The sequence below is a fragment of the Blastococcus colisei genome, from assembly GCF_006717095.1.
Classification (GTDB): domain Bacteria; phylum Actinomycetota; class Actinomycetes; order Mycobacteriales; family Geodermatophilaceae; genus Blastococcus_B; species Blastococcus_B colisei.
Window position 1 is genome coordinate 2,653,406 of sequence record NZ_VFQE01000001.1, and the last position, 15,680, is coordinate 2,669,085.

The 15,680-nt window shown below is 72.4% G+C and carries 15 protein-coding genes and 1 tRNA gene; 5 read left to right on the forward strand and 11 right to left on the reverse strand.

What is annotated here, in order from left to right:
* The first annotated feature begins 20 nt into the window (after positions 1 to 20).
* From folP to FHU33_RS12655, 4 genes are all read left to right on the forward strand, one after another.
* Complete coding sequence (gene folP / locus FHU33_RS12640; protein ID WP_142025669.1) at positions 21 to 866, forward strand: dihydropteroate synthase; 846 nt, start codon at positions 21 to 23, stop codon at positions 864 to 866.
* A 220-nt stretch (positions 867 to 1,086) separates the two neighbouring features.
* Complete coding sequence (locus FHU33_RS12645) at positions 1,087 to 1,578, forward strand: DNA-methyltransferase (RefSeq protein WP_170182443.1); 492 nt, start codon at positions 1,087 to 1,089, stop codon at positions 1,576 to 1,578.
* A 579-nt stretch (positions 1,579 to 2,157) separates the two neighbouring features.
* Positions 2,158 to 2,781 carry a Rho termination factor N-terminal domain-containing protein gene (locus FHU33_RS12650; RefSeq protein WP_142025671.1) on the forward strand — a complete coding sequence of 208 codons (624 nt, stop codon included), beginning with the start codon at positions 2,158 to 2,160 and terminating at the stop codon, positions 2,779 to 2,781.
* Positions 2,782 to 2,878: 97 nt separating this feature from the next.
* The gene (locus tag FHU33_RS12655; protein ID WP_170182444.1) at positions 2,879 to 3,562 is read left to right on the forward strand and encodes an endonuclease V; all 684 of its coding nucleotides are present in this window, start codon (positions 2,879 to 2,881) and stop codon (positions 3,560 to 3,562) included.
* Between the two features lie 408 nt (positions 3,563 to 3,970).
* On the opposite strand, the gene FHU33_RS12670 is transcribed toward FHU33_RS12655, so the two are convergent.
* Positions 3,971 to 4,044 (reverse strand) — tRNA-Pro (locus FHU33_RS12670).
* A gap of 213 nt (positions 4,045 to 4,257) precedes the next feature.
* Here FHU33_RS12670 and FHU33_RS12675 point away from each other — a divergent pair.
* On the forward strand, positions 4,258 to 6,417 hold the full coding sequence (locus tag FHU33_RS12675; protein WP_142025672.1) for an MMPL family transporter: 2,160 nt from the start codon (positions 4,258 to 4,260) through the stop codon (positions 6,415 to 6,417).
* Positions 6,418 to 6,433: 16 nt separating this feature from the next.
* Here the strand turns inward: FHU33_RS12675 and der are convergent, their stop codons facing one another.
* From der to ald, 10 genes are all read right to left on the reverse strand, one after another.
* A complete protein-coding gene (gene der / locus FHU33_RS12680) occupies positions 6,434 to 7,780 on the reverse strand; it encodes a ribosome biogenesis GTPase Der (RefSeq protein WP_142025673.1) in 1,347 nt (448 codons plus the stop codon).
* Positions 7,777 to 8,472, reverse strand: coding sequence for a (d)CMP kinase (cmk, locus tag FHU33_RS12685; protein ID WP_142025674.1), 696 nt, complete (start codon positions 8,470 to 8,472; stop codon positions 7,777 to 7,779). The genes der and cmk overlap by 4 nt, the downstream gene beginning before the upstream one ends.
* A complete protein-coding gene (gene aroH / locus FHU33_RS12690) occupies positions 8,469 to 8,831 on the reverse strand; it encodes a chorismate mutase (RefSeq protein ID WP_142025675.1) in 363 nt (120 codons plus the stop codon). The genes cmk and aroH overlap by 4 nt, the downstream gene beginning before the upstream one ends.
* 172 nt (positions 8,832 to 9,003) lie before the next feature.
* The gene (locus FHU33_RS12695; protein ID WP_142025676.1) at positions 9,004 to 9,861 is read right to left on the reverse strand and encodes a pseudouridine synthase; all 858 of its coding nucleotides are present in this window, start codon (positions 9,859 to 9,861) and stop codon (positions 9,004 to 9,006) included.
* A gap of 53 nt (positions 9,862 to 9,914) precedes the next feature.
* A complete protein-coding gene (scpB, locus tag FHU33_RS26210; RefSeq protein ID WP_142025677.1) occupies positions 9,915 to 10,805 on the reverse strand; it encodes an SMC-Scp complex subunit ScpB in 891 nt (296 codons plus the stop codon).
* The gene (locus tag FHU33_RS12705; protein WP_142025678.1) at positions 10,802 to 11,677 is read right to left on the reverse strand and encodes a segregation and condensation protein A; all 876 of its coding nucleotides are present in this window, start codon (positions 11,675 to 11,677) and stop codon (positions 10,802 to 10,804) included. Before FHU33_RS12705 ends, scpB begins: the two co-directional genes overlap by 4 nt.
* A 40-nt stretch (positions 11,678 to 11,717) precedes the next feature.
* Positions 11,718 to 12,233, reverse strand: coding sequence for a hypothetical protein (locus FHU33_RS12710; RefSeq protein WP_142025679.1), 516 nt, complete (start codon positions 12,231 to 12,233; stop codon positions 11,718 to 11,720).
* 151 nt (positions 12,234 to 12,384) lie between these two features.
* Positions 12,385 to 13,287, reverse strand: a complete 903-nt coding sequence (locus FHU33_RS12715; RefSeq protein ID WP_142025680.1) for a ParA family protein — start codon at positions 13,285 to 13,287, stop codon at positions 12,385 to 12,387.
* Between the two features lie 213 nt (positions 13,288 to 13,500).
* A complete protein-coding gene (locus FHU33_RS12720) occupies positions 13,501 to 14,427 on the reverse strand; it encodes a site-specific tyrosine recombinase XerD (protein WP_281281641.1) in 927 nt (308 codons plus the stop codon).
* Positions 14,428 to 14,465: 38 nt separating this feature from the next.
* Entirely contained in the window at positions 14,466 to 15,581 is a 1,116-nt protein-coding gene (ald, locus tag FHU33_RS12725; RefSeq protein ID WP_142025682.1) for an alanine dehydrogenase, read from the reverse strand.
* Positions 15,582 to 15,680 lie beyond the last annotated feature (99 nt).

Sequence of the window (15,680 nt, forward strand, 5' to 3'; positions counted from 1 at the left end):
GGGTCTGGTAAGCCGGGCGGATGCTCCTTCGACTCGGCACCCGACACTTCGACCTCGCCGAGCGGCCGGTGGTCATCGGAATCCTCAACCGGACCCGCGACTCCTTCTCCGACCGGGGCGCCTACTACGAGCTCGACCGGTTGCTCACCCGCGCCGAGCAGTTGGTGGCCGACGGCGCCGACGTCCTGGAGGTGGGCGCCCGTCCGGGCGGGGTCGGGGTTGCCGAGGTCGGTCCGGACGAGGAACGCGACCTCGCGGCCGAGACCATCGCCGCGCTGCGATCGCGGTTCGACGTCCCCCTTGCCGTGGACACGACCCGGGCCGGCGTGGCCGAGGCGGCATTCGCAGAGGGAGCCGTGCTCGGCAACGACATGAGCGGCTGCCTCGACCCGGCCTACCTACCGACGGTGGCGGCGGCCGACGCGGCGGTGGTGGTGACCCACATCCGCCGTCCTCCGGGCGTCCCCGATCCTGACCCGGTCTACGCCGATCTCCTCGGTGAGGTCAGCGACCGGCTCACGGCGCTGGCGCAGGCGGCTCAGGACGCCGGTATCGACGGCGATCGGGTGATCGTCGACCCTGGCATCGACCTGGGGAAATCCTGGCGCCAGTCGCTGCAGCTGCTCGCCCGCCTCGACGACATCGTCTCGCTGGACTGTCCCGTCCTGGTCGCCGTCTCCAACAAGATCTTCCTGCGCCGCACCCTCGGGCTCGACGGCGCTCCCCTGGACGTCGCGACGGCGGCGGCCTGCGCGCTCGGCGCTTCGGTCGGAGGACACGTCATCCGCGTCCACGACGCCCGGATCGGCCGCCAGGCCGCCGACCTGGCCTATGCCCTCGCAGCGGCGCGGGGCCGAGGAACATGACTTCCGGGCGATGGTGACTCGAGAGGCCGGACGGCCGGACGGCGGACCGGAGAGACCGGCGAGGCACCGGCGGCCGCCCTCCGACGTGTCGGCGCGTGCCCTCGTGGTGTGTGCGGACGCGACGCAGATGCTCCCGGCGCTGCCGAGCGACTGCGTCGACGCGGTCGTCACGGATCCGCCGTGGAATCTGGGCCGGCCGTACGGGAGGAACCGGGATCAGTTGCCCGATGAGGACTACGTGTCCTGGCTCAACGAAGCACTGGCGGAGTGCTGCCGGGTCAGCACGGGACCTGTGGTCGCCTGCATCGGCGCCCACAACGCGCAACGGATCGACCAACTCCTCCTCGGAACGGGTCTGCAGGTCGCCCACCGGCTCTCCTGGCACCGCGAGTCCGGGAAACCGGAGACCGTGGTCGTCGCCGCACCGCCTGGCTGGGCAGCTGCCCGGCCTCGGGTCGACGCGGCAGACCGTGTGCTGCGACGGACGCCGGAACTCCGCCGGCGATGGGCCCACCCGGTTCCCAAGCCGGTCGCCATGATGGCCGCACTGGTGCAGCTGGCCTGCCCGCGGGGTGGCCTGCTGCTCGATCCCTTCGCGGGCACCGGCTCGACGCTCGTCGCCGCACACCGGGCCGGACGGCGATCGATCGGCCTGGAACTGGAAGAGGACTATTGCCGGACAGCCGTTCGCCGGCTGCGACATGGGCCCTGAACCGGGCGCCTCTCCAGGCACGGCTTGCTCGAGAACCGCCTGGACCCGGACGTGCACCGGCGGGTCGGCGGCCGCTACCGGCCGGTGCCGCGCCGGGTCACCGCATCCGCCGCGGTGCTGCATCCAGCTGAGCCGAGATCGCGTCGCCGACTTCGGCGGCCGGGACGGAACCATCATCTGTGTCGCCGCGGGCAGGGCTTCGTGGCCAGTAGCGCGTTGGCCGGCGTCCTGACGTCACCGGGACAGACAGACGCCGTCGACCTGCCCGATCGATCGCGCCCCTGATCAGCTGACCGACGCCGGTCGCCCCGTCAGGACGGAGGTCACCACGGGTTGCAATCAGATGCGGTCGACGTGGCCTTGCGTAGCCGCAGGATCCGCTCGCTCAGCCGCCTGGCCAAGGCCGGGACACCGGTGAGCTGGACCAAGGCCTCCTTCTTCCCTCGGACACGGCGAGGACGCCGTGCGTGCGCCGCGGCGCGACGGGTACGCCGGGGATCACGACAGGACGGTGCTCCTCCGACGTCGCCCCGTGGTCGGCCACGGCCATCGCCCCCGTTACGAGAAGGGATCCAGCGAATGAGCAACGAGACCCCCGACACCCCGGGGCTGAGCGAGACCGAGCTGCGGCAGATGAAGGTCGACGAACTCCGGGACAAGGCCCAGGAGGCCGGCGTCAGCGGCGCCTCCTCCATGAAGAAGGACGAGCTGGTCGAGGCCATCTCCCATGCCTACCGCGAGGACGGTAGCCACGAGAGCGACGGGTCGGCCGGCCCCGCGAACGGGACCGGTGAGGGAGAGGCTGGACTGCCCGGCGACCGCGGTCCCGACGACGGGCAGCTGCGCACCGGCGAGCAGACGTCCAAGTCACTCAAGTACTCGCAGGAGATCACCTCCCTCGAGGACGATCCCGAGCGCGAAGGTCGGAGCCTGGCCACCACGAGCCACGAGGTCATCCGCCGGTGGGCCGAGGAACGCAGCGCGGTACCGGCGACCGTGGAAGGCACGGAGCATGGTGACCATCTCGGCGTGCTGCGCTTCGACTTCGGCGGGGACTCCGAGCGGCTGCGACACGTGAGCTGGGACGAGTGGTTCGAGACCTTCGACGTCCGCAAGCTCAACTTCCTCTACCAGGATCAGCGCAAGGACGGGAATCAGAGCAACTTCTTCCGTCTGGAGAGCCCCGACCGCGAGGACGCCTGACCGACGAACGGGGGGGGCAACGGCCGGCCCGCGCGTGGCCGACCGTGGTCAGGCGGATGACGAGGTGGGCTGCGGAGGAAGCCGCGGACAGTGGCCGGTGGACGCCGATGCCGTCCTGGCCGAGCAGCAGCGGCTGGCCGCCCTGCAGCCATCGGCCTGGTACCCCGAGAGGACGCCCCTCGAGGTGGCGGCCGCGGTCGTGACCTACGGCTGCGGCGGCCAGGGACACAGCGGGGCCGATGAACCCGCCTGGGCGAGCGCTGTCCTGCTGCGCGGATCGCAGCTCATCGCCGCGCGGGTCCTCGAAGGCGTCGCCCGAGCCGGCTACGTCCCTGCCTTGCTGGCCGTTCGCGAGGGGCCGCTGCTCGCCGCAGCGGTGGAGTCCCTCGGGACACGGCCCGACGTCCTCCTCCTCGCCGCCGCTGGCCGGGATCATCCTCGACGTGCAGGCCTCGCCCTGCACCTGGGCGCCATGCTCGACGTCCCGAGCATCGGCGTCACCGACCGTCCCCTCCTCGCTCGGGGCGCTCAGCCCGGGGCCCACCGCGGGGACACCTCTCCGCTGCTGCTCCACGGCGCCGAGGTCGCGCGCTGGGTGCGGACGGCGACGGGCGTTCGTCCGCTCGCCGCCCACGCCGCGTGGCGCACCACCGCAACCGTGGCCGCCACCGTCCTGCTCACGACGACCTCAGGGGTACGGACACCGCAGCCCCTGCGCGAAGCACGTCGACTGGCCCGGGAGGCCCGGGACCGACGACGAGTCGAGCGACCTGGTTGGTGAGGGAGACTCTGTCCGTACAGGTCCAGCAGCACAACGAGTTCTTCGGGATCCGCACGCCGTGCCACTCGATCTCCGCGGTGCCCGGCCGCCGGTGAACGGGGCGAACGGGTAGAAGCGCCGCACCTCGTGGGGCTCGCTGCGGCGCTCCGCAGCGAGCTTCCTGCTGGCGGCCGGAACACACACCAAGATCGTCCAGGAGCACCTGGGTCACTCGTCGTACGCCATCACAGCGGACATCTACAGCCACGTCGGTCCCGTCAGCATCGGGAGGCGGCGGTTCGCTCGACGAGGCGCTCCGGTGGGGACCGTTGCTGCACTCCGGCCGCATTGCTGTACCCCGTTGCTGTATAAACGCAGGAGGCGGGCCGACCTTCACGGCCGACCCGCCTCTGACCTGCAGTTCTTCTGTCGGGCTGACAGGATTTGAACCTGCGACCCCCTGACCCCCAGTCAGGTGCGCTACCAAGCTGCGCTACAGCCCGCGTGCCGCGTGCTTCCCGGAGACTCCCAGGCCGCGCGACGACCGCCTGAGCAGGTTACCGCACCGCCAGGTCCTCTTCGCCGCCCCCTGGACCTCCCGCGCCGGGCCGCACGCAAAGGCGGTGACAGCCGACGGAGCCTGTCGCTAGCGTCGCGGCACGGGGATTCCACCGCGCAGCCGAGCGCGGGCACCACAGGTGCCGGAGGTGTCCGTCATGGGCAGGTCGTTCGCTTCCCGAGTCAGCCACCCGAAGCTGAAGTGGGTCGTCCTCGTCTTCTGGCTGGTGCTGGCCGCCGCCTCGGCGCCGCTGGCAGGCGGCCTCACCGACGAGCAGGACAACGAGATCTCCTCGTGGCTGCCCGGCGATGCCGAGTCGACGCTCGCCCTCGAGCAGCAGACCGACCTGGGCTCCGATCCCGACATCATCACCACGGTCCTCGTCTACGAGCGGCCCGAGGGGCTCACGCCGGCCGACCTCGCCGCCGTGGTGGAGAACGCGGAGGTCTTCGGGCAGCTCGCCGAGGTCGACGGCGACGTCCTGGGACCCATCCCGGCCGAGGACGGGCAGGCCGCGCAGCTCGTGGTGCCGCTCAACGTCGGCCCCGACGGGTGGGTGGCGATCGCCCCGCTCGTGGACGGCATGCGCGCCGAGGCCAGGGACGGACCGGACGGGCTCGAGGTCTACGTGACGGGCCCGGGCGGGTTCGCGGCAGACTCGTCCGATGCCTTCGCGGGCATCGACGGCACGTTGCTGTACGCCGCCCTGGGTGTCGTCATCCTGATCCTGCTGTTCACCTACCGCAGCCCGGTCCTGTGGATCCTGCCGATCTTCTCGGCGGTGGTCGCCCTGTTCTGCGCACAGGCGCTCATCTACCTGCTCGCCCGCTACGCCGATCTCACGGTGAACGCCCAGAGCGCGAGCATCCTCACCGTCCTGGTCATCGGCGCGGGCACCGACTACGCCCTGCTGCTCGTCGCCCGCTACCGCGAGGAACTACGGCTGCACGCCGACCGGCACGAGGCCATGACCGAGGCCGTCCACCGCACGGGCCCGGCCGTCCTGGCCAGCGGGAGCACGGTGATCCTCGGAATGCTGTGCCTGATCGCGGCCACCATGAACTCGACCAGGGGTCTGGGTCCGGTCGCTGCCATCGGCGTCGGTGTGAGCCTCGCGGTCCTCATGACCCTGTTGCCCGCGCTGCTGGTCATCTGCGGGCGCTGGGTGTTCTGGCCGGTGCGCCCGGCCCTGGGCAGCCCCGAGCCGACCGCGACCGGGCTGTGGGCGCGCGTGGGGTCGGCGGTCCGCCCGCGCCCGCGCGTGGTCTGGATCGTGACCAGCGCCGCGCTGCTGGTGGCCTGCCTGGGGGTGTTCACCCTGAACGCGAAGGGCCTGTCCCAGGCCGAGTCGTTCCGCGGCACGCCGGAGTCGGTCGTCGGCCAGGAGGTGGCGGCCCGGCACTTCCCCGCCGCCGCGGGCGACCCCCTCTACGTGCTCACGAGCGCCGGGACGGCCGAAGAGGTCGCGAGTGCGGTGGCCGCGAACGACGGCATCGGCTCGACCGCGGACCCGTTGATCATCGGGGACACCGCGCTGATCGAGGCGACGCTGGCCGACCCCGCGGACAGCCAGGCCGCCTACGACAGCGTCGACGCGCTGCGGTCCGAGCTCGACGACGTGGGTGACGGCGAGGCGCTGGTCGGCGGCAACACCGCCATCAACCTCGACGTCCAGACCGCGTCCCAGCGCGACAACCGGGTCATCATCCCGCTGATCATGGCCGTGGTGCTGCTCGTGCTCGGCGTGCTGCTGAGGGCCGTGGTGGCGCCGCTGATCCTCGTCGCGACGGTGGTGCTGTCCTACGGTGCCGCGCTGGGGTTGAGCGCGCTGATCTTCGACTGGACGATCGACGTCGACTCCACCGACAGCGCCTTCCCGCTGTTCGTCTTCGTGTTCCTCGTCGCGCTGGGCATCGACTACAACATCTTCCTGATGACCCGCGTGCGGGAGGAGGCGTCCGACCACGGCACGCGGCGTGCGGCGCTGGTCGGGCTCGCCGCCACCGGCGGGGTGATCACGTCGGCCGGCCTCGTCCTCGCCGCGACGTTCGCCGTGCTGGCGACGCTGCCGCTGACGTTCGTCACCCAGCTCGGCATCGCGGTCGCGCTCGGCGTGCTGCTCGACACGATCGTCGTGCGCTCGGTGCTCGTCACCGCGCTCACGCTCGACGTCGGGCGGTGGATGTGGTGGCCCAGCACGCTCACGCACCGACCCGACGAGCCTGAGCCGGCGTCCGGGGTGGGGGCCGAGGGCGCTCGGGTGCCGGTCCCGCGCGCGAACGCGGACGCCGTCCAGGACGTCCGGCCGGGGAACTGAGGGAGCGCCGCCCGGCTCAGCCCTTCGGGCGCTCGCTCCCCCGGCCCTCGCGGACCTTGACCGAGACCTCGATCGGCGTCCCCTCGAAACCCCAGCGCTCGCGCAGCTTGCGCTCGAGGAAGCGGCGGTAGCCGGCCTCCAGGAACCCCGTGGAGAAGACCACGAACCGCGGCGGCCGGACGTCGGCCTGCGTGACGTACTTGATCTTCGGGGCGCGCCCGCCGCGTGCCGGTGGCGGCGTCTCCTGGACCAGAGCCCGCACGAACGTGTTCAGCTCCGACGTGGGCACCCGCGACTCCCACGACGCCAGCGCCGACCGGAGGTGGTCGGCGAGCTTGTTCACCCCGCGCCCGGACTGGGCCGAGATGTTCACGCGGGTCGCCCAGCGCACCCGCGCCAGCTCGCGCTCGATCTCCTTCTCCAGCTGGAAGTGCCGGTCCTCGTCGAGGGTGTCCCACTTGTTGATCGCGATGACCAGTGCCCGGCCGGCGTCGACCACCTGGCTGATCACGCGCTGGTCCTGCTCGCTGATCACCTCGTCGGCGGCCAGCAGGACGACGGCGACCTCGGCCGCCTGGATGGCGGCCTCGGTGCGGAGGCTGGCGTAGTACTCCATGCCGCTGGCGGTGTTCACCTTGCGGCGCAGCCCCGCGGTGTCGACGAAGCGCCACTCCTCGCCGCCCAGGGTGACGATCGAGTCGACCGGGTCGACCGTCGTGCCGGCCACGGAGTCGACGACGGAGCGCTCTTCCTTGGCCAGCCGGTTGATCAGGCTGGACTTGCCGACGTTGGGCCGCCCGACCAGCGCCACCCGGCGCGGGCCGCCCTCCTCCAACTGCTCGCGTGGCGCGGTCGGCATCGCCTCGAGGACGAGGTCGAGCAGGTCGCCGCTGGAGCGGCCGTGCAGGGCGCTCACCGGCTGCGGCTCACCCATGCCGAGCGACCACAGCTCGGCGGCGTTGGCCTCGCTGCGCTCGTCGTCGACCTTGTTCGCCACGAGGATCACCGGACGGTCGCTGCGGCGCAGGATGCGGGCCGCGGCGAGATCGGTGTCGGTGGCCCCCACCTGGCTGTCCACGACGAACACGATCACGTCGGCGGTCTTCATCGCGTACTCGGCCTGGCGGGTGATCGCCGCGCCCAGGCCGGCGGCCTTCGGGTCCCAGCCGCCGGTGTCGACGACGGTGAACCGCTTGCCGTTCCACAGCGCCTCGTAGCTGATCCGGTCGCGGGTGACGCCCGGGACGTCCTGGACGACGGCGGCGCGCCGCCCCAGGAACCGGTTGACCAGCGTGGACTTGCCGACGTTGGGCCGGCCGACGATCGCGACGACGGGCAGCGGCCCGCTCTGCTCCTCGCTCATGCCCGCTCCCCTGCCGCGACGGTCGACGCCGCGAGCTCCACGATCCTGGCGACGACGCCCTGCTGGTCGAGGTCGGTGCTGTCCACCACGACGGAGTCCTCGGCCGGGCGCAGCGGGCTGTCGGCCCGGCTGCTGTCGTACTCGTCCCGGCGGCGCAGGTCGGCGGCGAGCACGGCGATCTCCGCCGCGTCGGTGATGCCCAGCTGACCGGCCCGGCGCTCGGCACGCACCTCCGGCGCGGCGGTCAGGTAGATCTTCAGCGTCGCGTCCGGGAGCACGACCGTGCCGATGTCGCGGCCCTCCACGACGACTACCTCGGCCGAGGCCACGAGCGCCCGCTGCTGGTCCACCAGCTGACGACGGACGGCGGGGACAGCGGAGACGGCGGACACGGCACGGGTGACTTCGGCGCTCCGGATGCGCGTGGCGACGTCCACTCCGTCGACCAGGACGAGCTCCGTGCCGGCCTCCGTGCCGACCTCGATCCGCGCCGCGGCGACCGTGCGGGCCACCGCGTCGGCGTCGTGCGGGTCGACCCCGGCGTCGAGGACGGCGACGGTGGCCGCCCGGTACATCGCTCCGGTGTCCAGGTAGGCGGCCCCGAGCCGCGCCGCGACGCCGCGGGCCACGGTGGACTTGCCGGTGCCCGACGGCCCGTCGAGCGTGATCTGCCCCCGGAACGCGCCTCTCACTGGGCGATGTCCCGTCGCAGAGCCACGGCGCCGCGCAGGTACACGTGCTGGATCTCGCTCCGCGGCCTGTCGGTCTCCACGTGGGCCATGAGTCGCAGCACCCGCGGCAGGGCGTGCGCGACGTCGATCTCGGAGGCGCACATCAGCGGCACGTCGCCGAACCCGAGCTCGCGCGCGGCCAGCGCAGGGAACTCCGAGACCAGGTCGGGAGTGGCGGTGAACAGGATGCTGATGACGTCGTCGCGGTCGAGCTGGTTGCGCTCCATCACCGTGCTGACCAGCTCACGGGTGGCCTCGAGCACCTGCTCCCGGTCGTCGGCGTCGACCTGGGTCGCGCCCCGGATGGCTCGGACGGCCATGTACAACTCCTCGATCGATTGCAGCACCCGGATCGCCGGGGCCCCGTCGAGTCTAGGGAGGCCGCGCGACCGGCCCGCTGCCACGTGCCTGAGGGCAACTGTGTGCGCGCATGCGCAGAAATCCAGACGGAAGCTGCGCATCCGCGCACACCGTTGCGTTCCCGCGGGAACGTCAGAGGCCGACGAGCTCCTGGAGGGTGCCGAGCTCCTCCTTGGACAGCTTGCGGATCGAGCCCGAGCGCATCCGCTGCAACTGGATGGGGCCGACGGCGGTACGCGTGAGCCGCGAGACGGGCAGACCGACGTGCGCCAGCAGGCGCCGGACGATGTGCTTGCGGCCCTCGTGCAGGACGACCTCGGCGACCGACTGCCCGGCGTGGGTGTCGACGACCCGGAAGCTGTCCGCCTTCACCGGCCCGTCGTCCAGCTCCACCCCCGAGCGGAGCCTGCGGGCCAGGTCGCGGGGCACCGACCCCGACACCTGGGCGAGGTAGGTCTTGCGGACCTCGTAGGAGGGATGGGCGAGCCGGTGAGCCAGTTCGCCGTCGTTGGTGAGGAGCAGCAGCCCCTCGGTGTCCTGGTCCAGCCGGCCGACGTGGACCAGACCCTTGGCCAGGTCGCCGACCATGTCACCGACGCAGGCGCGGTTGCGGTCATCACTCATTGCGGTGATGACGCCCGGTGGCTTGTTCATCGCGTAGGTGACCCGGTCCTCGCGGATCTCGATCCGGACGCCGTCGACGGCGATCTTGTCCTTGGCCGGGTCGACGCGCATGCCCTGCACCTGGACCACGGCGCCGTTCACGCTGATCCGGCCGGCCTCGATCATGTCCTCGCACACGCGTCGCGAGCCGACCCCGGCCCGCGCGAGCACCTTCTGCAGCCGCTCGCCCTCACGGTCCTCGTCGGGTTCGGCCGAGGGCCGGTCGCCGGGGTGGACCGGGGCCAGCTCCATGTCCTCCGACCAGCCCTCGCCGGCGTCGGTGGTGCTCTCGTCGAGCGGATCGGAGTCGTCGGGTACGGCGTTCATCGCCGCCCAGTCTCCCACCCCCGGGAAAGGTCGCCGGTCACACCGAAGGCGGGTCAGGAGTCGGGGTGTTCGTCCAGCATCGCCGCGGTCTCCGGCAGGAAGGGTGCGAGCTCCGGGAGGTCGGCCAGGCTCTCCAGCCCGAGCCGTTCCAGGAACAGCGGCGTCGTGGCGTACAGGCCACCACCGCTGTCGGGGTCGCTGCCCACCTCGTGCACCAGCCCGCGGGTGAGCAGGGTGCGCATGACGCCGTCCACCCCGACGCCGCGGATGGCCGAGACCCGGGCCCGGGTGACCGGCTGGCGGTAGGCGATCACCGCCAGCGTCTCCAGTGCGGCCTGGGTCAGCCGGCTGCGCTGCCCGTCGACCAGGTAGCGCTCCACGACCGGGGCGTGCTCGTCGCGGGTGTAGAGCCGCCAGCCCTCCCCCACCCGCCGCAGCACGAGCCCCGAGCGCCTCCGGTCGTAGTCCTCGGCGAGCGCTGCCAGCCCGGTGCGCGCCTGCTCGACCGGGCACCGCAGCGCGGCCGCGAGCGTCTCGACGTCGACCGGGTCGTCCATGACGAACAGCAGGGCCTCGAGGCCGCCCTGGAGCTCCTCGGGGTCGAGCAGCTCGAGCTCGTCCGCCGGCTCCTCGGGCGCCGGCTCCCCTGCCGGCACGTCGGCCGGCGTGGGGTCCTGCGGCGGGGCAGGCCGGGGATCGGGCTCCTGCGGGGCCGGCGCCGGCTCCGGAGACGGCTCGACCGGCTGCTCGGCCACCCGCGCGGCCAGCTCGGCAGCGACGGCGTCCCATGCGCCGGGGTCCTGCTCGCCGCGCCCCTCGGCGAGCTCACGGGTCGCGGCGAGCTCCGCGGCCAGCGCCTCCCAGGAGATGGGTGCGTGGTCCTGCTCCGGACGGTCGAGCCCCTCCGGGAGGTCCTGGCCCGGTGGTCCCTGTTCGCCGCTCACGTGTACTCCTCGTCCACGTCGGGTTGCGCGCCGGCATCGTCGCCGGCGCCGTCCACGTCACCGCTCCGGCTGTCCGCCGGGGCGGTGCCGCCGGTCCAGCGCACGTGCAGCTCACCGAGGGGTGTCAGCTGCTCGAACACGACGCGCTGCTGCCGGTAGAGCTCCAGCAGCGCGAGGAAGCGGGCGACCACCTCCAGGGTGTGCCCGCAGTCGGCGGTGAGCGCCCGGAAGGTCGCCGTCCCCGAGCGCACCAGGTGGTTGCGGACGGCCAGCAGCTGTTCGGCGACGCTGACCGGCGGGGCGTGCAGGTGGGAGACGCTCACGACCTCGGGCGCCTTGGGCGTCAGCACCCGGGCGGCCATGGCCGCGAACTGCTCGGGGCTCAGGTCCAGCAGCACCTCGGGCACGAGGTCGGCGAACCGCGGCTCGAGCGCCGCCGCGCGGGGATAGCGGTGCGCGGCCTCGGTCTCCCGTTCGCGCAGGAAGCGGGCCGCCTGCTTGTAGGCCTTGTACTGCAGCAGCCGGGCGAACAGCAGGTCACGCGCCTCCAGCAGCTCCAGGTCCTCCTCGTCCTCGACGTCGGCTGCCGGGAGGAGCCGGGCGGCCTTCAGGTCGAGCAGGGTGGAGGCCACGACCAGGAACTCGCTGGCCTGGTCGAGATCGAGCTGGTCGCCCAGCGCCCGCAGGTGGGCGATGAACTCGTCGGTGACCGTCGAGAGCGCGATCTCGGTGACGTCGAGCTTGTGCTTGCCGATCAGCTGCAGCAGCAGGTCGAACGGGCCCTCGAAGTTCGTGAGCTTGACCGTGAAACGCGCCGGCGCGGCCTCGGAGACCGGGGAGGTCTCCGAGGCCGCGCCGGCGTCACTGCTCACGGACACCGAGCCTAGGCCCGGCGGGTGGGAGGGCCGTCGTTCACTCCCCGCGCAGGCGCCGCACCAGGATGGACTCGTCGCCGCGCTCACCGAGGTCGGCGAGCAGGACCGAGATCGCCTCGCGCACGATCCGGCCACGGTCGGCCGCGACCCCGTGCTGGCCCCTGAGGGTCAGCCGGGCGCTCTCCAGGGCGAGCAGCTCGTCCGCGGAGATGTAGACGGTGATCTTCTCGTCGTGCTTGGTGCGGTCCGCCCGGCGGACCGGCCGGCCACGGGTCGGGACGTGGGGCTGCAGGGTCGGGACCGGCTGCGCCACGCCGCGGAAGCCGGCGAGCTGGTCGCCCTGGGCCGCCGCGCCACCGGGGACGAGGGTCAGCGGCATGCTCTGCTGCGCCTCCCCCGTCTCGTCGCGGCGACCGGCGGAGGACCCGCGCAGGGCCGGCGAGCTGGTGGTCGAGCTCAGGCTGGGCAGCTCGGTCACCTCGGGAGTCGAGGATGCCGAGTCGGTGCGCCGGAACAGCTCCGACGCTCCAGGCAGAACCGGACGACGCGTCATGCCGACACCTCTTCGCTGGCGCTCGTCGGCTGCATGACCCGAGTCGCTGTGCCCTTGGGCGATCTCGCAAGCTCGATCACGACGCTCCTCGCTTCGCTCGTCGTCGCCGTGATCGGCGATGCTGTGTCCTCTTGTGACCTCGCAAGCTCGGTCACAGTGACAGCACCTCCTTGGCGAGGTCGCGGTACGCCGAGGCGCCCGACGACGTGGGCGCCCACGTGGTGATCGGCTGTCCGGCGACCGTGGTCTCCGGGAACCGCACGGTGCGCTGGATGACGGTCTGGAACACCACGTCGTCGAAGGCCTCGACGACCCGGCTGAAGACCTCGCGGCAGTGCACGGTCCGCGAGTCGTACATCGTCGCCAGGATCCCGGAGATCTCCAGCGACGGGTTCAGCCGCTCCTTGACCTTGTCGATCGTGTCGACGAGCAGGGCCACGCCGCGGAGGGAGAAGAACTCGCACTCCAGCGGGATGATCACGCCCTGGGCCGCGGTCAGCGCGTTGACCGTGAGCAGGCCCAACGAGGGCTGGCAGTCGATCAGGATGTAGTCGTAGTCGTTGCGCACGTCGGCGAGCACCCGCAGCAGCGTCTGCTCCCGGGCGACCTCGCTGACCAGCTGCACCTCGGCCGCGGACAGGTCGATGTTGCTCGGGACCAGGTCCAGCCCGGGGATGTCGGTCGGCACGCGCACGTCGGCCAGCGTGGTCTTCCGCTCCATGAGGGCGTTGTAGATCGTCCGGTCCATGTTCTGGGCCGGGATGCCCAGACCGACCGACAGCGCACCCTGCGGGTCCAGGTCGATGAGCAGGACGCGGCGGCCGTACTCGGTCAGCGCCGCTCCCAGGTTGATGGTGGACGTCGTCTTGCCGACGCCACCCTTCTGGTTGCACATCGCGATGACGCGGGCGGGCCCGTGCTCCGTGAGGGGCTTGGGCTCCGGCAGGGGGCGCTGTCGTGCTCTCGCCGGGTCCTGCCGGGAGATCGCCCCCATCTCGGGGCCGCTGTCGTGCGGGCGCGCGACGGCAGAGGCCGCGTCCGCTCGGGTAGCCATGGGTCTCGTTGCCTCCACCTCGTGCCGATCCCGGTCGTGCCGGGTGCGGTCAGCCGTCCTGACCGCTCGGGTGATGAGGACGCTACGAAGGGTGGCGAGGATTCCCGAACAGGCACGCCGGACCACTTGTCGACATGGCGATTACTGACTACGCCTGTGACTGCTCCAGCCGAACCGGTTCCAGAACCTGCCAAAGCGCTCGGTCGCATGGTGTCAGGTCAGGGCCCTCGGATGACTGGTCGCGTACACCTCGCGGAGCCGGTCGACGGTCACCAGCGTGTACACCTGCGTGGTGGTCACCGACGCGTGGCCGAGCAGCTCCTGGACCACGCGGACGTCGGCCCCGCCGTCGAGCAGGTGGGTCGCGAACGAGTGCCGCAGCGTGTGCGGTGAGACGGTCGCCGGCTCCAGGCCGGCACGCTCGGCGGCCGACCGCAGGATCGCCCACGCGCTCTGCCGCGAGAGCGGCCCACCCCGCACGTTGAGGAAGAGCGTGCCGCCTCGGACGCCGCCTCGCTTACCTGTCAGCCCGTTGGCCGCCAGCGCCGGACGCGCGCGCACCAGGTAGTCCTCCACCGCACGCAGGGCGTAACTGCCCACCGGGACGACGCGTTCCTTGCCGCCCTTGCCCGCCAGCCGCACCGCCGCCTGCCCGCGGTCGAGGTCGTCGACGGCGAGGCCCACCGCCTCGGAGATGCGCGCTCCCGTGCCGTAGAGCAGCTCCAGCAGGGCGCGGTCCCGGAGGCCCCGCGGCGCCTCGACGGCACCCGCCGCCTCGATGAGGGCCACGACCGACTCGACCGGAACCGCCTTGGGCAGCCGGCGGGCGGGTGTCGGCGGGCGCACCTCGTGGGCGACGTCGTCGGGCACGATCCCGTCCAGCAACGCGAACCGGTGCAGGCCGCGGACGGCGACCACCGCGCGCGCCGCCGACGTCGCCGACAACGGCGGGTGGTCGTCGTCCCCCTGTCGCAGGGCGGCCAGGAAGCCGGAGACGTCGGACTCGGCGACCTCACCCAGACCGCGCACGCCGGCGGCGGCCAGGTACTCGGCGTAGCGGCGCAGGTCGCGGCGGTAGGAGGCGATGGTGTTGGGCGCCAGCCCGCGCTCGACGGTGAGGTGGTCCAGGTAGCCGGTCACCACCCGTTCGACGTGGGGGCCCGCGTTCAGCGTGGTCGTCAGGGCAGGACCTCCTGGAGCGGCACGGCGCTCAGGCCGTGCGCCTCGGCGACCTCCGGCAGGACCACCTGCCCGCCGACCACGTTGACGCCGTGGGCCAGAGCCGGATGGCTGCGGACCGCGGCAGCGGTGCCCTCGTCGGCCAGCGCCATCACGTACGGGAGCGTCACGTTGGTCAGGGCGTGCGTCGAGGTGTTCGGGACGGCGCCGGGCATGTTGGCCACGCAGTAGAAGACCGAGTCGTGGACGCGGTAGGTCGGGTCGTCATGCGTCGTCGGCCGGGTGTCCTCGAAGCAGCCGCCCTGGTCCACGGCGATGTCCACCAGGACCGAGCCGGGCTTCATCCGGGACACGAGCTCGTTGCTGATGAGCGTCGGCGCCTTGGCTCCCGGGACCAGTACGGCGCCGATGACCAGGTCGGCGTCGAGCACAGCCCGCTCCACCTCGTAGGCGTTGGAGGCGACGGTCTGCAGGTGCCCGCGGTAGATGCGGTCCGCGGCGCGCAGCTTCTCGACGTCGCGGTCCAGCACGATGACCTCGGCCTGCATGCCCAGCGCGATCGTCGCCGCATTCATCCCCGAGACGCCGGCTCCGATGACGACGACCTTGGCCGCGTAGACGCCCGACACCCCGCCCAGCAGGACGCCGCGGCCACCGTGCGCCCGCTCGAGGCTGTGCGCCCCGACCTGCGGCGCCATCCGCCCGGCCACCTCGGACATCGGTGCCAGCAGCGGCAGGGCGCCGTCCGAGGTCTGGACCGTCTCGTAGGCGATGGCCGTGGTGCCGGACGCCACCAGCGCGTCGGTGCACTCCCTGGACGCGGCCAGGTGCAGGTAGGTGAACAGCGTCTGGTCAGCCCGCAGCCGGCCGTACTCCTCGGCCACGGGCTCCTTGACCTTGAGGAGCAGGTCGGCGTCGGCCCAGACGTCGTCCGCGGTGGCGCGGATCTCCGCCCCGGCAGCGACGAAGTCGGCATCCGGGATGGAGGAGCCCTCCCCCGCGCCCTGCTCGACGAGCACGCGGTGCCCGCCGCGCACGAGTTCCGTCACACCGGCCGGGGTGAGCGCCACCCGGTACTCGCGATTCTTGACCTCTCGGGGAACCCCGACCCGCATCTTCGACTCCCTGCTCCGTGGCGGGCCGGCCCCCGAGGGTGTCGGGGTCGGCGTCCCGCGTCGTGGGCGACCCGGTCGGGGCGCGCCTCGGCCGGAGTC